Raw genomic sequence first — 19609 nt, 5'->3', positions numbered from 1 at the left:
TCTGCCATGGTTCAGAGGAAGATGAAGACCGCGAGCGCGATCGCCACGAGGACGATGCTGTACTTCAGCCCCGCGAGGATGTCGTTCTCGGCGAGCTTGCCGGCGAGCAGTCCGCTCCCGGCACCCTGGATGAGCGCCGAGTGGAAGAAGATGGTCCGGTACTGGTCGACCGGAACCGTCGACACGGTCAGCAGGTCGGTGTTGCCCTGTGCGTCGGTGGCCATCTGGCCGATCGGCTGGAGATACGAGGTGTCCAGCAGCACGATGACCGCGAGGTAGACCAGGAAGCCGATGGCGACGATGGCCGTGTACGCGGACATCTCCTGGCGCCGGTTCTGCTCGATCTGGTAGCGGTTGCGCGTGTCCTCGGCTGCGATGGAGATGATCTCCGAGAGGTCCGAGGAGGAGCGCGACCCCTTCGCGATGAGCTTCATCGTCCGGGTCACCTGTGGGACGCGGAGCCGGTCGGCGAAGGAGAGGAGTGCCCCTTCGATGTCGTGGTTCCACGTGATGTCGTTGCGGACCTTGCGGAGCTCGTCGGCCAGGGTCCCCTCGGACCAGCGCGAGACGAGGTCCAGGGCATCGACGAGCCGGATACCCATCTGGTTGGCGCTGGAGAGGATGTTGAGCGTGTCGGGGAAGCGACTCGAGATGCGCTGCTCCCGCCGGCGCTCGGCCTCGTAGAACAGCGTCAGCGGGACCGTCGTGACGAGGAACGGGATGACGGCGTAGCCGACGGTATGCTTGATGGGCGTCCGTCCCATCCCGGCGAGACTCGTCTGGAGCTGGCCCGAGACGACGAGTAGCCCGACGGCGAGGAGCGCCGCCGGCACGGACACCGCGAGCGACAGCAGCGGGTTCCGCTTGCGGATCTCCGAAATCGGGTTCCGGACGAGTTCGAGCAGCTCGTCGCGGCGCTTCCGTTTCTCGTACTCCTCGAAGTGCGGGTCGGACTCGGCCGCATCGCTCGGGTCCACGTCCTGCTCCTGGGACAGCTCGACATCGTGTTCGTGCTGTGCGTACGGCTTCGACAGCAGGTCGATGAGGACGATGAACACGACCATCCCCGCCGGGAGGAACAGGTAGACCAGCGCCTGCGTCTGGGCGAGCGAGTCCCCACCGAGCAGGCTGATGACCATCAGCGTCACGATGAGGAACAGCGGCGCCGCGACGAACATCACGACGAAGATCTCGCTCAGGATCGACAGCGTCTCCAGGAAGTTCTCCTGCTCCTGCTTGGCCTCGTTCATGTACGTCTCGGACTCGTCGGAGAGGAAGGTGCTGAAGTCGCTCCCGGAGTCGAGCACGGAGAGCGTGTCGTCGAGGAACTGCTCGAAGTTGTCCGAGGGCGTGAGGTTCCGGGCGTCGCGGATGGCCGTGAACAGGTCGTTCCCGAACAGCTCCACGTCGCGCACGATCATGTCGCACTCGCGTGCCACCTCGCCGTAGACGTCCTCGGCCTGCGCGACCTCCTTGATGACCTCGAACGTGTTCATCCCTCCGTGCGACAGCGCGTACATGTAGACGATGGCGTGTGGGAGCAACACGTCGATGTTGCGCTGGCGTTGATTGACCACCGTCCGCGGGTAGTAGTAGCGGGCCATCGCCGTCCCGCCGCCGAAGACGGCGATTCCGAGCAGCCCGAAGACGAAGGCGATCAGCGGCCCCAGAACCGGCGCCAGGACGCCGCCGACCGCCGGGAGCTCCGTGATCGGCGCGAAGGCGCCCATCGCCATCAGCTGCGCGGAGAGCACGACCCCCAGTACCAGCCCGACGACCGCCGCTCCGATGGTGTACCGGGCGGTCGAGGCCAGGTAGACGTCGTAGGTGACGCCGAAGCGGGCCTGGTTGAGCCAGCGCTGGAGCTTCCGGAACCGGTCGGGCTGTTCCCGGAAGTAGGTCCGGAAGTAGCCGTGCTGTTCGCGCAGTTTCGCGCGCTCCTCCTCGCTCAGTTCCGACCGCTCCGGGAAGTACTGCTCCAGCTCGTACTCCGGGACGATCGGCGTATCGTCGACGTTCGGTGAACTCATCGGTAGAGTTCGTCGGCCTCCTCGTCGATACTCAGGTCATCGGGCGAGAGCGTGCCCTGCTGGACCTTCTGCATCAACTCCTCGCGGTCGTTGCCGAAGGCGTGGATGGCCGCGGTCACCTGCTGGTAGTCGTCGATATCCTCGTCGACGAGGTACTGGAGGAACTCCTCGCGGTCGTTGAGCGCCTCGGCGAGTTCGCGAGCCCCCCAGCCACGGTCGTCGGCGATATCCTGCAGGACGGCGGACTTGTTCACCTTCCGGTGGGTGTCCGTGTCGGCGTCACGCTGGAACACGTCGATGGCGCGCACGGACTCACCGGCGTCGTCGCCGGAGCGGATCTCGGTCACGCCGTCGTTCCGGCGGACCCGGTCGCCGTCCTTGAACGTCTGCTTCTGGATGGAGACGATGTCCAGCTCCAGCACCATCTGGACCGGGACCGCGAGCGGGTCGTTCTCGAGGCGGTTGAGGACGCCCTCGACGGACTCGGCGTGGATGGTCGTGTACGCCGTGTGCCCCGTCCCGATGGCCTGGAAGAACGTGAACGCCACGTCCTGCTCGGTCCGGATCTCGCCCACGAGCAGGTACTCGGGGCGCTGTCGGAGCGCGGCCTGCAGAAGCTGGTACATCGTGACCTCGCCGCGGCCCTCCGAGGTGATGGAGTCCCGCGTCAGCGACTGGATCCAGTTGTCGTGCGGCAGCGTGATCTCCCGGGTGTCCTCGATGGAGACGACCTTCGAGTCCTCCGGGATGAACATCGACACCGCATTCATCGAGGTCGTCTTCCCCGACCCGGTGCCGCCCGAGAAGATGAGCGAGCGGTTGTTCTCGATGGCCAGCCAGAAGTACGCCATCTGCTCGACGCTGAACGTCCCGGTGTTGATGAGGTCGACCGGCGTCAGCGGCACGTTCGCGAACTTCCGGATGGTGAAGTTCGACCCACGCGTCGACACGTCGGAGCCGAAGGTCAGCTGGACACGGCTCCCGTCGGGGAGCGTCCCGTCCATCAGCGGTTCGCTCACCGAGATCTGCTCGCCCGCGCGCTGGGCCAGCCGGAGCGCGAACGAGGACAGGTCGTTGCCGTCGAACGTGATGTTCGACTTCAGGTCCCGGTGCTCCGTGTGGTAGACGTACACCGGGATTCCGATGCCGTCACACGAGATGTCTTCGATAGCAGGGTCCCGCATGATGGGGTCGATGGGGCCGAGATGGACGAAGTCCCGCAGGAGGTAGTACTTCAGCTTCAGGAGCGTCCCGTCCGAGACCGTCGCGGCCGCGTGGTCGGTGATGATCTCCTTGGCCTTCCGCTCGAAGACCGCCTCGCGCTCCTCCTCGTCGTCGAGGTCCTGGTACATCAGGGAGTTCCGGAGGATCTTCTCCAGGTCCTCCTTGACGTACTCCTCGAACTCCGTCAACTCGGGCTCGTGGACGTGGTAACGGAGCTTCTCCTCCCCGTGACGCTGGAGGATGGACACGTACGCGTACGGGCGGTTGACCCACACGCGCTCGATCTCCTCGTGGTCGTCGAGGTAGGAGAAATCGAAGAACTGATTCTTGATGAACTCGGTCTGCGGCGGTGTCGCGAACGACTCGTCGAGGTTCGCCTGCTGGAACCACTCCTGCACCTCGCGGAGGATCTCACCCTTGATAGGGTGGTCAGCGACGATATGGCCACCACCAGCGGTCGATCGCCCGGAGGCACCCCCGCCGGTCGTGGTCCCCGCCCCGTCGGCATCCTCGTCACTGTCGAACTGGAAGCCGCCGTCCTCCGGCCCAGTCTCACTGTGCTCCTCGGTCGATGTCGGCTCGTTCTGGTCTGTTTCGCTGCTCACGGTCACACGTTCCTGCGTTTTACCGCCCCCGCCCGGACACCACACCTGTCCGGGCATTCAGGTCGGTCCTGCCTGTCCATCCGCCGTCACCTGCAAGAGGATTTCACCGGCCAAACCCGGTACTTTATAACTAACCAGGGGCCACCCCCCGCTCGACGTCGACGAATGTGGTACGTTACACTTGCGCGAACGTTCGCGTCCGCAGTGTTAAATGCACCGTTCAGTCCAGTCGTAGAGGGGGTCGCGAGGCTCAGTTCAGCTGCGAACCGAGTGCATGATTCTCCGCCCAGCGAGTCGACTGGTAGTCGAGGTCGGGAGCAATCGAGAGCGTCCACAGAAGGCATGCGCCGGCCGGGACTTGAACCCGGGCGACAAGCTTGGAAGGCTTGTGTCCTACCACTAGACCACCGGCGCTCTCACTTCGTTCGAGCCCCGTGGTTCCCGCCTTCGGCGGTCACCACCGGCTCGCTCGCTTCGCTCGCGTGCCGAGGCTCGCGCCCTTCGGGCGCTCACCACCGGCGCTCGCATCACTGTCTGGTCGTGGGGGCCACAAGTGCGTACCGGTCCGAAAGCGGTGGCCGTATGTCGGATAGAGACTTCCCTCTACCCCAGTGCGGAGATATTCTCATATAATTCCAGATATTCTGTATCAAGACCAGAAATTACCGATTAGTACCCACAATAGCGTAGCAATTTCCGCTTGACAGGAACGATTCGGCCACGTCGAGGTCGCTCGCCGCGAGGTCCCGGTCGAACTCCGCGGGCGCGTAGATGTGGTAGAACCGGGGGACCCGCTGCCCGCCGGGGAGCGTCCAGTCGACGGTCGTGTCGAACCCCTCGGCGGCATCGGCGGCGGCCTCGAAGCGGTCGTGAGCGGTGCTCCACGCACTCACCAGCGCCCGGGCGCCCGGCGCGAGAACCCGTGCGAGTTCCGAGAGCGACGCGACCCGCGTCTCCCGGTCCGGGAGGTGGTGGAGGGTGGCAACGTACACCGCGAGGTCCACCATGTCGGCCGCGAGCGGAAGGCGGGCGGCGTCGGCGGCGACCGGCCGGTAGCGGTCGCGGTATCCCCGGTCGACGGCGCGGTCACGTCCCACCTGGAGGAGTTCGGAGCTGGCGTCGACGGCGAGAACACGGTCGGTGCGGTCGGCGAGCGGTTCGACGTGGCGGCCGTTTCCCGCGCCGAGGTCGAGCCCCGTCGCCCCCTCGCGGCCGTCGAGGAAGTCGGTCACCTCGGGCCACGGGTGCGCGCGTGTCTCGGCGAAGTGGGCCGCGATGTGGTCGTAGGTCTCGCGCACCGTCCGGCGGTCACGGACGGCAGCGGGTCCCGGGGGGGTCGCCGCGGAGTCGTCGCCCGTCACGTCAGAAGGGGAGGAGCGGAACCAGCATCCCCGCCGTCGCGCCGCCGACATCCGGCTGCGGCAGGAAGACGAACACGAGGTAGGTGATGAGCAGCATGATGCTGGCGTGCTTCATGCCGTCCTTGATGGAGCCGCCACCCATCTGCCCGCCGACCAGCCCCGAGAGCATCGCCTGGATGAGACCCGCGTGGAAGAAGGTCAGGCGGTACTGGTCGACCTTCTCGGAGTTGATCTGGAGGAAGGACGGGGCCGACTGGACGGCACTGCTCCCACCGGTGAGCGCGTCCTGGGTCGGCAGGTTCGGGATCAGCACCCGGTCGATGGCCCCGATGACGACGAGGAAGACCAGGAAGGAGACGTAGATGACGATGATGTAGGTGAACATCTCCTGCTTGCGCTTGCGCTTCAGGCGCTGGTCCGCGCGGGCCTGTTCCGAGGCGATACGGAGCACGGGCCCGATCTCGTTGGACGCTCGCATCGAGTTCGTCAGCAGCGTCACCGTCCGCGTGACCGAGGGGGTCTGCACCCGGCGCTCGAAGCGGTTCAGTGCCTGCTCGACCGTGGCGCCCCACTTGATGTCACGCCAGATGCGGTCGACCTCCGCGTTCAGTTCACCCAGGTCGCTCCGACGGACCCGGTCGAACGAGGAGACGACGGCGACGCCGGCCTCGTTGAGGCTGGCGAGTCGCTCCAGCATGTCCGGGATGGCGCTTTCCAGGCGCTGCAACCGCTGTTGAGCCACCTCGTACACGACCGCGAACGTCGACATCACGAACAGCGCGGCCTGGATGAGCGCGTCGTCGAACGCCCGCGCGTCGAACGTCCCACCTTCGAGGGCCCCCGGCAACTGGGCCAGGACGAACCCCACGGCGATGGGGACGCTCACGAACAGGATGAGTTCGGGCTGGTTGAACAGGGATTCGACGGGACTGGTGAGCGCCGACCGGACCCGCTTGACGCGCTTGTACGCCCGGAGCCGGTCGCGGTTGGCTTTCGACCGGGGGCTCTCGGCCCAGCCGTAGTCGGCCGGGGCGCCACCGTCGGGCGTCCCCGACGAGGCGTGTCCAACGGGCGAACCACCGTCGGGGGCGGTCGGCTGCTCGCCCTCGCCGGCCTCACGCGGGAGCCGCTGGTTCAGCGCGTTCAGTTCGTCGCGTTCGATATCGCTCTCGTCGCGGCTGGCCCGGAGCGGCTGGGTGATCTCCGAGAGATACGCGATGAAGAGGAGGTTCGTCGCGGGCAGGACGACGTACGTGATGAGCTGGACCAGAACCAGGGTATCGCCGCTGGTGAGCCCGATGACGAGCAGGATGGTGATGAGGAACAGCATCCCCGCGACGACGGTGGTGACGTACACCTCGGCCGTGGTCGCCAGCAGTTCGAGGATCTCCTCCTGCTGCTCCTCGGCCTGCTCGCGGTAGCGCTCGTACTCGTCGGCGAGGAACGCCGAGAGGTTCCGACCGGACTGGAGCACGCTCGTCAGGTTCTCCAGGAACTTCTGGAACTGCTGGGACGGCGTGCGCCGCGAGAGGTCCCGGACCGCGCTGACGAGGTCCTGCCCGAACACGTCGATGTTCCGGACCCCGACGGCCATCTCCTCGGCACCGGCACCGAAGACACCGCGGTTGTTCGAGAGCGAGCGCATCACGTCCGGGAACGCCATCCCGCCGCGTGACTGCGCGTAGATGAACGCCACCATCCGCGGAAGCGAGGCGTCGATCTGTCGCTCGCGCGTGGTCGCACGGACGGACGGGATCGTCCACCGGATGGCGTAGACGATGGTCGCCGCGATGGTCCCCATCAGGAGGCTCGTACCGACGAGGAGCGCGAACAGTTTGGCGTTGAACGCCAACAGGAAGTCGGGAAGCGACGACGCCACGTCGCTGATGACCGGGCTGGGCGCGGTCAGCGTGTTCAGGTCGAGTAGCTCCACCAGGAAGCCACCGAGATAGACACCGAGAACGGCACCCGAGAACGCCGCCACGGCCGTGTACAGGTACGTCTGGGTGACGTACACCCGATACGGTGTGCCGATACCGGCCGCGCGGAGCGTTCGCTCGCGCTGTTCGTTATCCGGAACCGTCCGGCCGCCGAACGCCGTGTAGGCGAGCCGCTTGGTGTCACGTTCGAGCGTCCGGCTGAACGGCGCCAGCGCCAGCACCGCCAGTGTCACCACGACGACGATGAGCGGGATGTATGTCGTGACCGCCATATCAGTCGTCGGCGCTGGCTTCGGCCTCGGCCCCGGTGTCGATCTCCGGGGCGTCGATGCGGTCCATCACGCGGTCCGGGTTCGCGTAGTACCGATTCACCATCGTCGTGAAGGCCTGATACTGGGTCACCTCCTCGTCCCAGAGGTACTTGAGGAAGCGACGACGACGGCGCAGCTCGCTGAGCAGGTCACGCTGGGACCACCCCCGCTCCTCGCGGATCTCGTCCATCAGGTTGCGGTTGCCCTCGCTGAAGGTGTCGTCCGTGGCGTTCCAGTCGTAGGCCCCGGCGTAGTCCAGTTCGCCGGTCCGCTGGTCGATGCCCTCGATCTCGGCCACGCTGGAGGCCCGGCGGACCCGCTCGCCGCCGAACCGGGCCAGCGTCTGCACGACGAGCACATCAAGCGACTGCACCATCGGGCGCGGGACGTTGATGGGCTCGTTCTCGAGGCGGTTGATGGCCGTCTGCACCGAATCGGCGTGCATCGTCGACAGCGTCGTGTGGCCGGTGTTCATCGCCTGGAACAGCGTGATGGCCTCCTCCCCGCGCACCTCGCCGACGATGATGTACTCCGGTCGGTGCCGGAGCGACGAGCGCAGCAGGTCGTACATCGTGATGTTGGCCGCCTCGTCCAGCCGCTCGCGGGTGACCGAGGACAGCCAGTTGTCGTGGTACAGCGCCAGCTCGCGGGTGTCCTCGATGGTGATGAGCTTCGATCGCGGCGGGATGAACATCGAGATGGCGTTCAGCGAGGTCGTCTTGCCGGCCGCCGTGCCGCCCGCGAAGATGATGTTCTTGTTGTGCTCGATGGCCATCCAGAGGTAGGCCATCTGGTCGAGATTGTACGTCCCGAACCGGAGCAGGTCGATGGGCGTGAACGGCTCCTCGCTGTACTTCCGGATGGTGAACGCCGACCCGCGAGGCGTGACCTCCTGGCCGAGTGCGAGCTCCGCACGCGAGCCGTCCTCCAGCGTCGTCTCGACGACGGGATTGCCGACGGAGATGTGGCGCCCGGACTGCTGGGCCAGCTGGATGACGAACGAGTCCAGCTCCTCCTCGCCGAACGAGACGTTCGTCTCCACGTCCTGGTAGTCCTCGTGGTAGGCGTACAGCGGCAGGCCGTAGCCGTCACAGGAGATGTCCTCGATGTTGGGGTCGTGCATCAGGGGGTCGATCTTCCCATACCCGCGGAAGCGCCGCCACAGATAGTAGAAGAGGCGATAGAAGCCGGCCATGTCCACGTCGACGCCGTACTCCTCCAGGCGGTCGCGCAGCTCCTCCATCAGCACCCGCTCGGCACCCTCCTCGTCGTCGGCGTCGGTCTCGGGGCCGTACAGGAGCGGGTTCCGGACGTCCTGATACAGCGCGTCGAGCAGCTCGGCCTCGAAGGAGTCCAGCGTCGGCTCGACGACGTGGTAGAGATACTGGTTCTCCTCGGCGTCGTAGTTGATCGAAGCGTAGGAGAACGGCGCGTTCAGCCAGTAGCGGTCGACCTCCTCGTACCCCTCGCGGCCGCCGAAGTTGACCAGCTGCCCGTGTTCGGTCGGGGACCAGTGCTCGATGTCGATGCGGGACCCACGGAACATCTCCACCGTTCTGGAGAGCTGCTCCATCGCGTTCTCCAGCGCGCCCTTCCGTTGGCCCTGCTGTGTGTCGTTCGTGTCGGACATGATGGCCGGGTGACCTGGTCGCCCCCCGTCTGTTGTCAGGGTGGTAGGGCCAACCATATATAAATCCACGCTGGCCGCGGCGCGGCGCCGACGGCCGACGATGCCCGAAAGCAGCCCGCTCGCCCTGACTGGTGGGTCAGGACGCCACCTGTTCGACCCGGAGCAGGACGGCCCCGAAGACGAGCAGGAACAGGGCCCCGACCGGAACCGTGGTCCCGGGATAGCGGGTGAACAGCAGCGCCGTCGACGCCCCCAGCACCGCCCCGCTCACGAGCAACAGCCCGCCCAGCAACCGAACGGGGTCGACCGGAAGTCGGTCCTCGACCTGCTCCTCACGGGCGTAGTAGGCCACGCTGACGACCAGTGCGGCGATGAAGACGACCGCCCCGACTGCCCATACCTGATACGCCTGCTCGACACCACCCGACTCACGAGTGATGGCCCCCAGCACTGTCTGGAACGGCGCCTCGCCGGGAAGCGACGCGCCGAAGATGAACTGGAACAGGAAGACCTGCCACCGGACGACCACAAGGGAGATTCCCCCCCGCGAGGCGAACGACACCGACCACGGCAGCAGCGCGCTCGCCCACGTCGCCAGCACCGCGAGTTCACCCGCGTACTTCGTCCGGAGCAACGTCATACCGGCCGGGCGCCGCCCGTCGCCGAAAACTTACCGATGGCGGCCGCCTCGCCCGCGGCCACCGACCACCGAGCGGCGTCACGTTCTTGTCCGCTGGTCCCCTACGGTGACGCAGTTGATGAGGCGCGACTACTTCACGCTGGACGTCCGCAATCTCGAGACGGACGGGCCGCCGACGGCGCACATCGAGTTCGATGGCCCCGCCGAGCAGCTCGTCGACCGCCTCACCGGCGACGACGATGAACCGCTCCCCCCGGAGGAGCTCGACGTCGCCTTCCGACTGCAGACCCCCGCCGAGGCCGCCGACGCCAGCGGCGTGGTCGCGGTGACCCACCGCGTCACCGGCGCGTTCGTCCTCGAACTGAACGCCGACGCCGACGACGTGTTCCGGTTCATCGACGCCGCCCGGGAGTTCGGCAAGGAGACCGACGAGGAGTTCCGCTACCGCGTCCGCGTCACCGTCGACGACGAGGACCTGCTGGACCACGAGATGAACGTCTTCCTCGTCTACGACCCCGACGGGGAACTGCTGCGCGGGCGGTCGCTGATTCCGAGCGGCGTCGAACTCTAACGAGCTTTTTTGACGCCTCGGGTACCGCTTGCGCGCCGGCCGAGGGCCGGCGCGCTGCGGGTACCACTCGGCGCAAAAAACGTTCAGAAAAAATGCCGGCGGCTCACGCCGTTCGCCGCCGGTGAACCGCGCTCGCTTCGCTCGCGCGGACGCAAACGCTCACTGTTGCCGGTTCCGCTCCTGTTGCTGGTTCGGCGGTTGCAACTGTTGCTGGTTCGGTAGCCGCGACGCTTGCCATCGGTAGTTCAGCGCTCGATAGGTAAGGTTCCCACAGCCCGAATATCTCAGAAATTCTGGAAATTCCCGAATTAGTCGAGGTTTTTCGAATACTACGCCTTCTTGAACCCGAGCAGGAAGCCGCCGGCGAAGCCACCACTGATGGATAGCGTCGAGAGGATGGTCATGAGCCACGAGGGCGGCGTCTGCGAGGCGGCCGCCTCCCCGGCCTGCAGGAAGCTCGCACCGAGCTTGTCCCAGTTGACGGTCATGATCTGCCGGGATTCGAGGAACTTGAACAGGGCCAGCTCGAGGCCGACGAGGATCGCGATGACCTTGGCCACCTTCTTCGCCGTGAAGCCGATGATTCCCCCGATGACGGCGCCGGTTCCCACGTTGATGCCGATGGTCTGTGCGAGCGCCTGGAAGTCCACCATGCCCCCGGGTGGGATACGCCGATGTAAGTCTCTTGTGGCGAGCGCGGTCGGAATCGGCCGCCAGCAGCCGGTTCTCCGTCAGACACGTGTCGTCCCCCCGCCCCGCCGACGACGTTTTCACCCAGGGGGAGTAACGTTCAGGGTGAGTGACTGGCGCACACCAGGGAACGGCGGTCGTCGCGAAGCGGGTCGACGCAGGTGAGGCCGATACGGCCGAGTTCCGCGACCTCGCCCGAGCCGCGGGCTACGAGGTGGTCGCGGAGGTCACCCAGACCCGCAAGGAGGACCCGGCGCTCTGTCTCGGCGAGGGGAAGGCCGAGGAGCTGGCCGCGGTCGTCCGGTCGACCGACGCGACGACGGTACTGTTCGACAACCGGCTGGGCCCGTACCAGACCTTCAACCTCGGGAACCTGCTCCCGGAGGGCGTCGAGCTGGTCGACCGCTTCCGGCTCATCCTGGAGATATTCGGCCAGCGTGCCGCGACCAAGAAGGCCCAGCTCCAGGTCGAGCTGGCCGAACTCCGGTACGAGCTCCCGCGCGCGGAGGCGAAGGCCTCGCTCGCCCAGCGCGACGAGCGCCCCGGCTTCATGGGGCTGGGCGAGTACGACGAGTCCCGCGAGCAGGACATCAAGCGACAGATCGCCGAGATCAGCGACGAACTCGAGTCCATCGAGGAGACCGAGGCCCACCGGCGCGAGCAGCGCCGCGAATCCGGCTTCGACCTCGTCGCGCTGGCGGGCTACACGAACGCCGGGAAGTCGACGCTCCTGCGCCGCCTCGCGGACGAACTCGACATCGACGAGAACGCCGACCGCCACCCCGACCTCGATACGACGGCCGAGTCCGAGGACCGGCTGTTCACCACTCTTGGCACGACGACCCGCCGTGCGGACATGGGCAAGCGCGACGTGCTCGTCACGGACACGGTCGGGTTCATCTCCGACCTCCCACACTGGCTCGTCGAGTCGTTCAAGTCGACGCTCTCGGAGGTGTACCGTGCGGACCTCGTGTTGCTGGTCGTCGACGTCTCGGACCCCATCGAGGAGATCCGCGAGAAACTCGTCACCAGCCACGACACGCTGTACGAGCGCAACGAGGCCCCCATCGTCACCGTCCTCAACAAGGTCGACAAGGTCCCGGCCGAGGAGGTCGAGCGCAAGCGCGAGGCACTCTCGGCGCTCGCGCCCAACCCCATCGCCGTGAGCGCCCTCGAGGGCGATGGCATCGCCGAGCTGCGCGACCGCGTGGACGACGAACTCCCGCCGTTCGAGCGCGAGCGCCTCGTCCTGCCGATGTGCGACGACGCGATGAGCCTCGTCTCGTGGGTCCACGACCACGCCCACGTCAACGACGTGGACTACGGCGAGCAGGTGGTCGTCGACTTCGAGGCCCGGCCCAGCGTCATCGAGCGCTCGCGGGCGCGAGCCTCGGATGTGGCCGCCACAGCCGAACACTGAAGATGCGCACTGCCGGTCAGTTCGGCTCCGGCCCGAGCGCGTACAGCCCGTCCCATGCGAACGCGTAGACGCCGCCCTCGGCGACGACAGGCTGGGCGGCGAGGCCCGAAACGACCATATCTCCCTCGACGACGGTCTCCGGGAACCGGTGGGTCCACCGTTCGGTCCCGTCGGTCCGGGCGAGCGCGGCGAGCTCGCCGCCGTTCCCTCGCTTCCCGACGTAGATCCGGTCGCTGCCGACGGCCGGGTGGCCCTCGTATCCACCGTCACCGTCCGGCGTCACGGCGTACCGTTCGTCGCCGGTCGTGGCATCGAGGACCCGGACCGTCCCGTCATCGACGAGATACGCCCGCTCGCGGTCGACCGCGACCCCGACGACGTTCGTCGTCTCGGCGTCGTAGTGCCAGCGACGGCGCGCGTCAGACCGCGCGAAGGCGTGGACACCACCGTCGTCCGGCGCGACGTAGACGGTGTCGCCGGCGGCGTACGGGCCCTCCGGGATACCGTTGTCGTCGAGGTCGATGGACCAGCGTTCGCTGCCATCCGTGAGCGCGCGGGCGGTGAGCGTACTCCCGACCTGGAACTCGCTGGAGAGCGCGTACACCGTGTCGTCGTCCGCCGCGAGCGTGGCCCGCCACCGTGGCGACGGGCGTCGCCAGCGCCGGGAGCCATCCGCGACGGCGTAGGCCCGTACGTCCGCGTCGCGGGCGCCCTGTTGGGGAATCTCGGTGGGAGCGAGCACCGTCCCGTCGACGGCCGTGGTGACCGACGCCGTCCGGGTCCCGAGGTCACGCTCCCAGGCCAGGTCGCCCGTGAGGGTGTACGCCCGCAGGAACCCCTCGCCGGCCACGACCACCCGGTCGCCCGCGACGGTCCCGGCGCGCGTCCGCCCCGGGAGCTGGCGGGTCCAGCGCTCGTGTCCCTCGCGCGCGTCGCGGCAGAACAGCGTCAGTGTCCCGTCGGGCTGGTGGCCGGTCCCCGTCGGCGGGGAGGCGGTCCGAGTCGGCGGGCCGGACGTGTTCCGGCCGGTCAGCCCGAAGTGGAACAGGCGCCCGTCGGCGAGCAGCGGTGGCCCGCTGCGGAGGCGCCGCAGGTGCCAGTAGGTAGTCGCGTCGTCGCGGACGCCGAGTGCCGGGGCAACGCCGGCGTGCCCGGAACCGTAGCCGGGCTGGGGCCACGCACCCGAGACATCGAGCGGGCGGGGCTCCCGCGGGGTCTGGGTCGGTCGGTCACCGTCAGTGGGTGAGTCACGGTCGGTCGTCGGGACATCGGTCGGCGGGTCCGTCGGCGAATCCGTGGGCGAGTCCGCCGGCGTGTCGTTCGTCGAGCAGCCGGCGAGGGCCGCGAGCGCGGCGCTGCCGGCCGCGAGGAACCTGCGTCTGGAGGGCATCGGAGGGCGTTCCGTGTGGAGTGGTAAGTGTCTTCACCCACCGGGCGCGGAGCGGCGTCGGCTCGGCCGAGGGGACGCTACGTCCCTCAGTCGAGGGCGCGCTTCTCCTTCGTCACCACGCGCACGTCGTCGATACGCGTGGCCGGATACTGGCCATCCTCGTCCTTCTCCACGGCTTTCACCATATCCCAGACGACGTTGAGCCCCGTCGTCACGCCCTCCAGCGCCTCCATCTCGCAGCCCGTCTTCCCGGTCGTCTCGACCGCGACTTCGAGGTCGACGCGCTCCTCGTGCACCTCGAAACCCGTCTCGACGTTCGTGATGGGAATCTGGTGGCACATCGGGATGGTCTCCCAGGTGTGCTTGACCGCCTGCACGGCGCCGACCCGTGCGGTGGCGAGCACGTCACCCTTCCCGACCTCGTCGGCCCGAATCGCCTCGACGGTCGAGGGCTGGAGGTGGATCGTCCCGCGCGCGACCGCCCGCCGCGCCGTGTCGGGCTTGTCGCCCACGTCGACCATCTGGACATCACCGTCCTCGACGTGGGTGAGGCCGTCGGCGTCCTCGTGGGTGGTGACCTCTGGGTCGCCGGCTGGGCCATCCGGGCCGTCGTGGTCGCCCGGCGAGTCGTCGCTCATGCTCCCCCCGCGATGTCCTCGTCCGGGCGGCGCATCGCCCGCGGGAGCGCGTCCACGAGGTCGGTCGCGACGAGCCCGTTGCCGTACTCCTCCACCACGATGTCGCCGGCGCGGCCGTTCGCGAACGCGGCGACGGAGGCGGCGTCGTGCGTGTCGAGCACGGACGCGAGCGCGCCGCAGGCGCCCGCGAGCACGTCGCCGGTCCCGCCGACGGTCATCCCCGGGTTCCCGGTCCGGTTGCGCCGGGTCCGTTCGCCGTCGCTGATGACGTCGTGGGCACCCTTCACGAGGAGCGTGTGACCCAGGGCGGCCGCGAACTCCTCGACCAGCTCGGCGCGCTCGGCCGGGTCGTCGACCGTCTCGCCACCCATCTTCCGCAGCTCGCCCTGGTGGGGCGTGCAGAGCAGGTCAGCGCGCGTCTCCACCTCGGGGACGACCTGCAGTGCGTCGGCGTCGACGACGACGGTTCCCTCGAGCGTGGACAGGAGCTGTTCGGCCGCGCTCAGCGTCTCCGCGGCGTCGCCCAGCCCGGGCCCGAGGACGACGGTGTCGTGTCCCTCGGCGAGTTCCCGAACGGTGTCGAGGTGCGCAGGTGTCAGGCGCTCGCCGTGGAACGACCGGACGATGAGGTTCTCGCTGTAGCCCTGCAGTTCTCGTGCCACCTCGCTCGGACAGACGACCCGGACGAGGTCGGCCCCCGCCCGGAGCGCGGCCTGGGCCGAGAGCGCGGGGGCCCCCGTGTACGGCCCGCCCCCGACCACGAGCACCTCGCCGTTGTCGCCCTTGTGGCTGCTCGGGTCGCGGCCGAGGCGCAGGAGGTCGCCCGGCCCGACGAACGTCTCGGCCGCCGCCGGAATGCCGATGGGCTCGACCCGCACGTCGGCATCGAGGTCGGCGAGGCCGGGCTTGGTGTCGTGGAAGGTGACGATGTGGTCGGCCGTGACGGCGTTGGCGGCCCCGGCACCGCCGTCCGGGTCGACGCCCGAGGGCACGTCCACCGAGAGGACCGTCGCGTCGCTCTCGGCCATCCGCCGGGCGGCGGTGGCCTCGGGTTCGCGCAGGTCCCCCGAGACGCCGGTCCCGAGCATCGCGTCGACGACGAGGTCTGGGTCGCCCAGTTCGAGTGCCGTCGCGTCGGTCACCTCGCGGGCGTCGTAGTCCGCCTCGACGAGCGCGTCCCAGTTCTCGCGGGCGATATCGGTCCCGACGGCCGAGGCACGCCCGAGGAGGTGGACCGTGGTGTCGTAGTCGTCGGGTCGCTCCGCTCCCCGACCCCCGGGCGCGCGTGGCGCGCCCCCGTCGAGGAACCGCGCGGCGACCAGCGCGTCCCCGCCGTTGTTCCCGCGACCGGCGACGATGGCGACCGAGGCGCCGGGGTCGGCGAGGTCGCGAACCGCCCGGGCGACGGCGTTGCCCGACGACTCCATCAACTGCTTGCGCGGGACGCCGAGGGCCTCGGCATTCGCGTCGAGGACGGCGACATCCTGTGCCGTGAGCATGGGCGGGCGTTCGACGGGTGGCGGGTTAAATCCGGGCGAGAACGAGGCACCCTGCCGGAAGCCTCTGCTGTTTGCCCGATGGCACCCGGACTCCTGCCGAAAGCCCCCCGGTCGCTTTCATTCCCACCCCGGATGGTTTGTGGAGGCCCGCGATAGCCCTGCCCTTCCCCATGTCGCGCGGGCTCGCTGCTCGCGGCTGGCGCCGCTCGCGGGGGCGCGGAGCGCCCCGCACCGCTCGCCACGCGCTCCCGGCCGGGCGACGGTTGGTCGGCCAGCCGGTTCCGAGAACAGGAAGCGCGCGGGCGCCATTCCCCGTGGAGGCCGCTCGCGATAGCGAGCGTGCCGGAACACCGCGGCGTCCTCGTGAGCGAAGCGAACGAGGGCTCGTCAGAGCTTGCTCTGACGGCGCGAGCGCGGGGAGGTGTGGGGGAACCGTGCTAGCCCGGAACCACCACGCGCGAATGGCCGGTGCGACAGGCCACAGGGTGGGACTGAAAGGGGCCGCGGGCTCGGCGTCGCCCGGACGACGCAAGGACCGCAGCGAGGCCCGGCGGCCCGAACCCGCGGGGGCTTTCAATCCGGTTTCGTTGTGGTCATCGTTGTCATCTTCGTGAGAGCGGGCAGGGGGTTTCAACAGGGTCGCGCCAAGGCGGTAGTCAGATATCGTTGGGGGAGCTACGGAGATGTCGAATTATTTTCAATTCAGGTGCATAATTTCTAAATTTGTGTTCTATCCCATAATCTTGCGAGGATATTAGCTCCAATTGTCACTTCTCCACGACCAGCACGGGCGCGACAGGGTCCGGGTTCGGCGCCACGCTCTCCAGCAACTCCCCTACCGGCCGCGCCTCGCGACCCAGCAACTCCTCGACCCGTTCGTGTGTCAGGACGTTCTCGCCGGTGTCGACCAGCCGCAGGCGCCGCCGGAGCCAGCGCTCGTCGTGCTCGCCGAGCCAGTAGTCGTCGGGTGCGGCGAGGTGGGTCTCGTGCCACGCCTGCCGCGCGGGCGAGGGGTAGTTGAACACGAGGAGTCCGCCCTCCGCCACCAGGGCGAACAGGTCACGCAGCGCCCGCTCGATGTCGGGGACGTAGTCCAGCGTGTTCAGACAGTAGACGACATCGAACGTCCGGTCGATGTCGGGGGCCGGCAGCCCTGCCGCCGCGAACGTCACCTCGGCGAGCCCCCACTCGGGAGCCAGCGCGTCGTCGGCGGACCGCCGTTGCTCGTGGTTCGCGCGTGCCAGTTCGAGCGCCGCGGGCGCCGGGTCGTAGCCGAAGAACTCGGTGTCGGGGAACTCCTCGGCCAGGTCGAGCAGGACGACGGCCGCGCCACACCCCACCGAAGCGACCGAGCCGGGGACGCTCCGCTCGACGAACAGGTCACCCAGCAGCCGCGCGGCGTCGTGGCCGCGGCGGCACATCGCGTCCCGGTCGGCCGGGGTGAGCGGCGCTCTCCAGAACGCGTCCCAGTCGATGGTCGGCCAGTCGCCGTCCTGGGCGGTCTCGCGCGGGCCCTCGAGCGGCGAGTCGGCCACGCGGTCGCTCATCGGCGGATCTCGAAGCCAGTGATTCCCTCGGGCGACTCGTGTTCGACGGTCACGCCGTCGACACGGGCCCGCGTCGGGCCCTCGTGGCAGTACTCCAGTATCTCCTCGACCGCCGACTCGGGTCCCTCGAAGACGGCCTCGACGCGGCCGTCGTCCAGGTTCCGGACCCAGCCGTCCACGGCGCGCTCGATGGCCTCTCGCCGGGTGGTCGCCCGGTAGGTCACACCCTGGACGCGACCGCTGACGAAGACATGGGCACGCACGCGCGCATCGTCTCCGCCGGCTGTCATGCGTCCCCGTTTCAGAGCGGCGTACTAAAGCCTGTCCGCGAACGCCGGGCGATACGGTCGCCGCACGGGAGTCCATCCCTGCCCGATGTCGACGTGCCGACCCGTTTTTGAGGGTTCGTCGCCCAGTATCGGGCATGGTCCTGGAGGGGACGGTCCTCGTCGGCCGGGAGTTCGAACCCGTGGAAGGCCGTGTCGTCGTCGAAGACGGCACGATAGCGCGTATCGAGCGCGACGATGTCGACAGCGACGACATCATCCTGCCGGCGTTCGTCAACGCCCACACCCACATCGGGGACTCCATCGCGAAGGACGCCGGCGCCGGGCTCTCGCTGGACGAACTGGTCGCACCGCCGGACGGCCTGAAACACCGACTCCTCCGCGACGCCGACCGCTCGGAACTCGTCGCGGCCATGCACCGGTCGCTGCGCTACATGCGCCAGGGTGGCACCGGCGCGTTCGTCGAGTTCCGGGAGGGCGGCGTCGAGGGCGTCGAAGCCATCCGCGACGCGCTGGAAGGGGTCGACATCGAGCCGGTCGTCCTCGGTCGGGAGACGGTCGAGGCGATGGAGGCCGCCGACGGCTTCGGCGCCTCGGGCGCCCGGGACGGTGACTTCTCGCGCGAACGCAACGCGACCCGGACGGCCGGCAAACTGTTCGGCATCCACGCCGGCGAGCGCGATGCGATGGACATCAACCCGGCGCTGGACCTCGACCCGGACTTCCTCGTCCACATGGTCCACGCCGAGGAACTCCACTTCGAGCGCGTCGAGGAGCGCGGGACCCCCATCGTCGTCTGCCCGCGCTCGAACCTCGTCACGAAGGTGGGCTTCCCGCCCGTCGGCGACATGCTGGAGCGGACGACGGTCGCGCTCGGGACGGACAACGTGATGCTCAACTCTCCGTCGATGTTCCGCGAGATGGCGTTCACGATGAAACTGAGCGACGACCGCGTCACCGCGCCCGACGTGCTGCGGATGGCCACGGTCGCGGGCGCGGACCTCGCGGGGCTGAACTGCGGCTGCATCGAACCCGACCGCGATGCCCGGCTCCTCGTGCTCGACGGCGACTCGGACAATCTCTCGGGCTACCGTGACCCCGTCCGTGCGGTGGTCCGGCGCGCGAGCGTCAGCGACGTGAAGCGTGTGACCCGTCCGGGCGAGTTCGACGGCGACTCGGGCGGGACGTAACGCTCTACTCCGCCGACGGTAACCACCGCGTATGGAGCCCGTCGTCGCGGTCCTCCTGCTGACCTGCCTCGTGCTCGGGGTCGGTGCTGCCCTCCTCGGCCGCCGCATCCGGCGGCTCGACGGCACGGCCCCGAGAGCCGAACCGGCCACGGCCAGCGACGGCGATACCGACCGGCCGCTCGGTCCGGTCGCTCGCTGGGCCACGGACGGCGGCGGGTCCGGGAGCGGCGCAGCGCGCGGAGACGCGTCGGACCAGGGTGCCGCCGCCGGCGCCCACGGTCCGAAACTCGTGATGGCCTACGTGCGCCCCGACCGGCTGGAGGCCGTCAAGGAGGCCCTCGCAGCGGTCGGCGCCCCCTCACTGACCGTGACGCAGGTGTCGGGTCGCGGGAGTCAGCCCCCCGAGGAGGGCCAGTGGCGCGGCGAGACGTACACCGTCGACCTCCACCGGAAGGCCAAGGTCGAGTGCGTCGTCGCCGACGTGCCCGTCGACGACGTGGTCGAGGCCATCGCCGACGCCGCCCACACCGGCGACCCGGGCGACGGGAAGGTGTTCGTCCTGCCGGTCGAGCGCGCACTGCAGATCCGGACGGGCAAGCGCGGCCCGGATGCCGTCTGAACGGCACTATCCGGACC

At 68.5% G+C, this 19609-nt stretch carries 15 protein-coding genes, 1 tRNA gene and 1 pseudogene; 4 read left to right on the top strand and 13 right to left on the bottom strand.

Annotation, left to right across the window (positions count from 1 at the left end):
• Positions 1-11: 11 nt before the first annotated feature.
• From NL114_RS13865 to NL114_RS13835, 7 genes are all read right to left on the bottom strand, one after another.
• Positions 12-2030 (bottom strand): type II secretion system F family protein, encoded by a 2019-nt coding sequence (locus NL114_RS13865; RefSeq protein ID WP_254821512.1) that lies wholly within the window; start codon positions 2028-2030, stop codon positions 12-14.
• On the bottom strand, positions 2027-3859 hold the full coding sequence (locus NL114_RS13860; RefSeq protein WP_254821511.1) for a type II/IV secretion system ATPase subunit: 1833 nt from the start codon (positions 3857-3859) through the stop codon (positions 2027-2029). Before NL114_RS13860 ends, NL114_RS13865 begins: the two co-directional genes overlap by 4 nt.
• A gap of 343 nt (positions 3860-4202) precedes the next feature.
• Positions 4203-4273, bottom strand: a tRNA-Gly gene (locus NL114_RS13855).
• A gap of 248 nt (positions 4274-4521) precedes the next feature.
• Entirely contained in the window at positions 4522-5220 is a 699-nt protein-coding gene (locus tag NL114_RS13850; protein WP_434084093.1) for a class I SAM-dependent methyltransferase, read from the bottom strand.
• A 1-nt stretch (position 5221) separates the two neighbouring features.
• A complete protein-coding gene (locus NL114_RS13845; RefSeq protein WP_254821510.1) occupies positions 5222-7432 on the bottom strand; it encodes a type II secretion system F family protein in 2211 nt (736 codons plus the stop codon).
• A 1-nt stretch (position 7433) separates the two neighbouring features.
• Complete coding sequence (locus tag NL114_RS13840) at positions 7434-9044, bottom strand: type II/IV secretion system ATPase subunit (RefSeq protein WP_254824718.1); 1611 nt, start codon at positions 9042-9044, stop codon at positions 7434-7436.
• Positions 9045-9237: 193 nt separating this feature from the next.
• Positions 9238-9741: a DUF7549 family protein gene (locus NL114_RS13835; protein ID WP_254821509.1), complete on the bottom strand. Its 504-nt coding sequence runs from the start codon at positions 9739-9741 to the stop codon at positions 9238-9240.
• Between the two features lie 118 nt (positions 9742-9859).
• Here NL114_RS13835 and NL114_RS13830 point away from each other — a divergent pair, with 118 nt between their 5' ends.
• Entirely contained in the window at positions 9860-10312 is a 453-nt protein-coding gene (locus NL114_RS13830) for a DUF5793 family protein (RefSeq protein ID WP_254821508.1), read from the top strand.
• 329 nt (positions 10313-10641) lie between these two features.
• Here NL114_RS13830 and NL114_RS13825 read toward each other — a convergent pair whose 3' ends face one another.
• Positions 10642-10965 (bottom strand): FUN14 domain-containing protein, encoded by a 324-nt coding sequence (locus NL114_RS13825; protein ID WP_254821507.1) that lies wholly within the window; start codon positions 10963-10965, stop codon positions 10642-10644.
• A gap of 146 nt (positions 10966-11111) precedes the next feature.
• Here NL114_RS13825 and hflX point away from each other — a divergent pair, with 146 nt between their 5' ends.
• Complete coding sequence (hflX, locus tag NL114_RS13820; protein ID WP_254821506.1) at positions 11112-12422, top strand: GTPase HflX; 1311 nt, start codon at positions 11112-11114, stop codon at positions 12420-12422.
• 16 nt (positions 12423-12438) lie between these two features.
• On the opposite strand, the gene NL114_RS13815 is transcribed toward hflX, so the two are convergent.
• From NL114_RS13815 to NL114_RS13795, 5 genes are all read right to left on the bottom strand, one after another.
• On the bottom strand, positions 12439-13812 hold the full coding sequence (locus NL114_RS13815; protein ID WP_254821505.1) for a PQQ-binding-like beta-propeller repeat protein: 1374 nt from the start codon (positions 13810-13812) through the stop codon (positions 12439-12441).
• Between the two features lie 86 nt (positions 13813-13898).
• Positions 13899-14450: a cyclic pyranopterin monophosphate synthase MoaC gene (gene moaC / locus NL114_RS13810; protein WP_286671074.1), complete on the bottom strand. Its 552-nt coding sequence runs from the start codon at positions 14448-14450 to the stop codon at positions 13899-13901.
• On the bottom strand, positions 14447-15949 hold the full coding sequence (locus NL114_RS13805; RefSeq protein ID WP_254821504.1) for an NAD(P)H-hydrate dehydratase: 1503 nt from the start codon (positions 15947-15949) through the stop codon (positions 14447-14449). Before NL114_RS13805 ends, moaC begins: the two co-directional genes overlap by 4 nt.
• 767 nt (positions 15950-16716) lie before the next feature.
• Positions 16717-17496, bottom strand: coding sequence for a class I SAM-dependent methyltransferase (locus NL114_RS13800; RefSeq protein ID WP_254821503.1), 780 nt, complete (start codon positions 17494-17496; stop codon positions 16717-16719).
• Positions 17493-17786 carry an acylphosphatase gene (locus tag NL114_RS13795; protein WP_254821502.1) on the bottom strand — a complete coding sequence of 98 codons (294 nt, stop codon included), beginning with the start codon at positions 17784-17786 and terminating at the stop codon, positions 17493-17495. Before NL114_RS13795 ends, NL114_RS13800 begins: the two co-directional genes overlap by 4 nt.
• A gap of 134 nt (positions 17787-17920) precedes the next feature.
• On the opposite strand from NL114_RS13795, the gene NL114_RS13790 reads away from it, so the two are divergent.
• Together NL114_RS13790 and glnK1 are read left to right on the top strand one after the other, a co-directional pair.
• The gene (locus NL114_RS13790) at positions 17921-18973 is read left to right on the top strand and encodes an amidohydrolase family protein (protein ID WP_254821501.1); all 1053 of its coding nucleotides are present in this window, start codon (positions 17921-17923) and stop codon (positions 18971-18973) included.
• 283 nt (positions 18974-19256) lie between these two features.
• Positions 19257-19592: pseudogene (gene glnK1 / locus NL114_RS21745) on the top strand (nitrogen regulatory protein GlnK1); the annotation flags it as partial.
• Between the last annotated feature and the right edge of the window lie 17 nt (positions 19593-19609).

The sequence above is a fragment of the Haloglomus halophilum genome (assembly GCF_024298885.1).
Classification (GTDB): Archaea; Halobacteriota; Halobacteria; order Halobacteriales; family Haloarculaceae; genus Haloglomus; species Haloglomus halophilum.
This window is presented reverse-complemented; position numbering and strand designations above follow the sequence as displayed.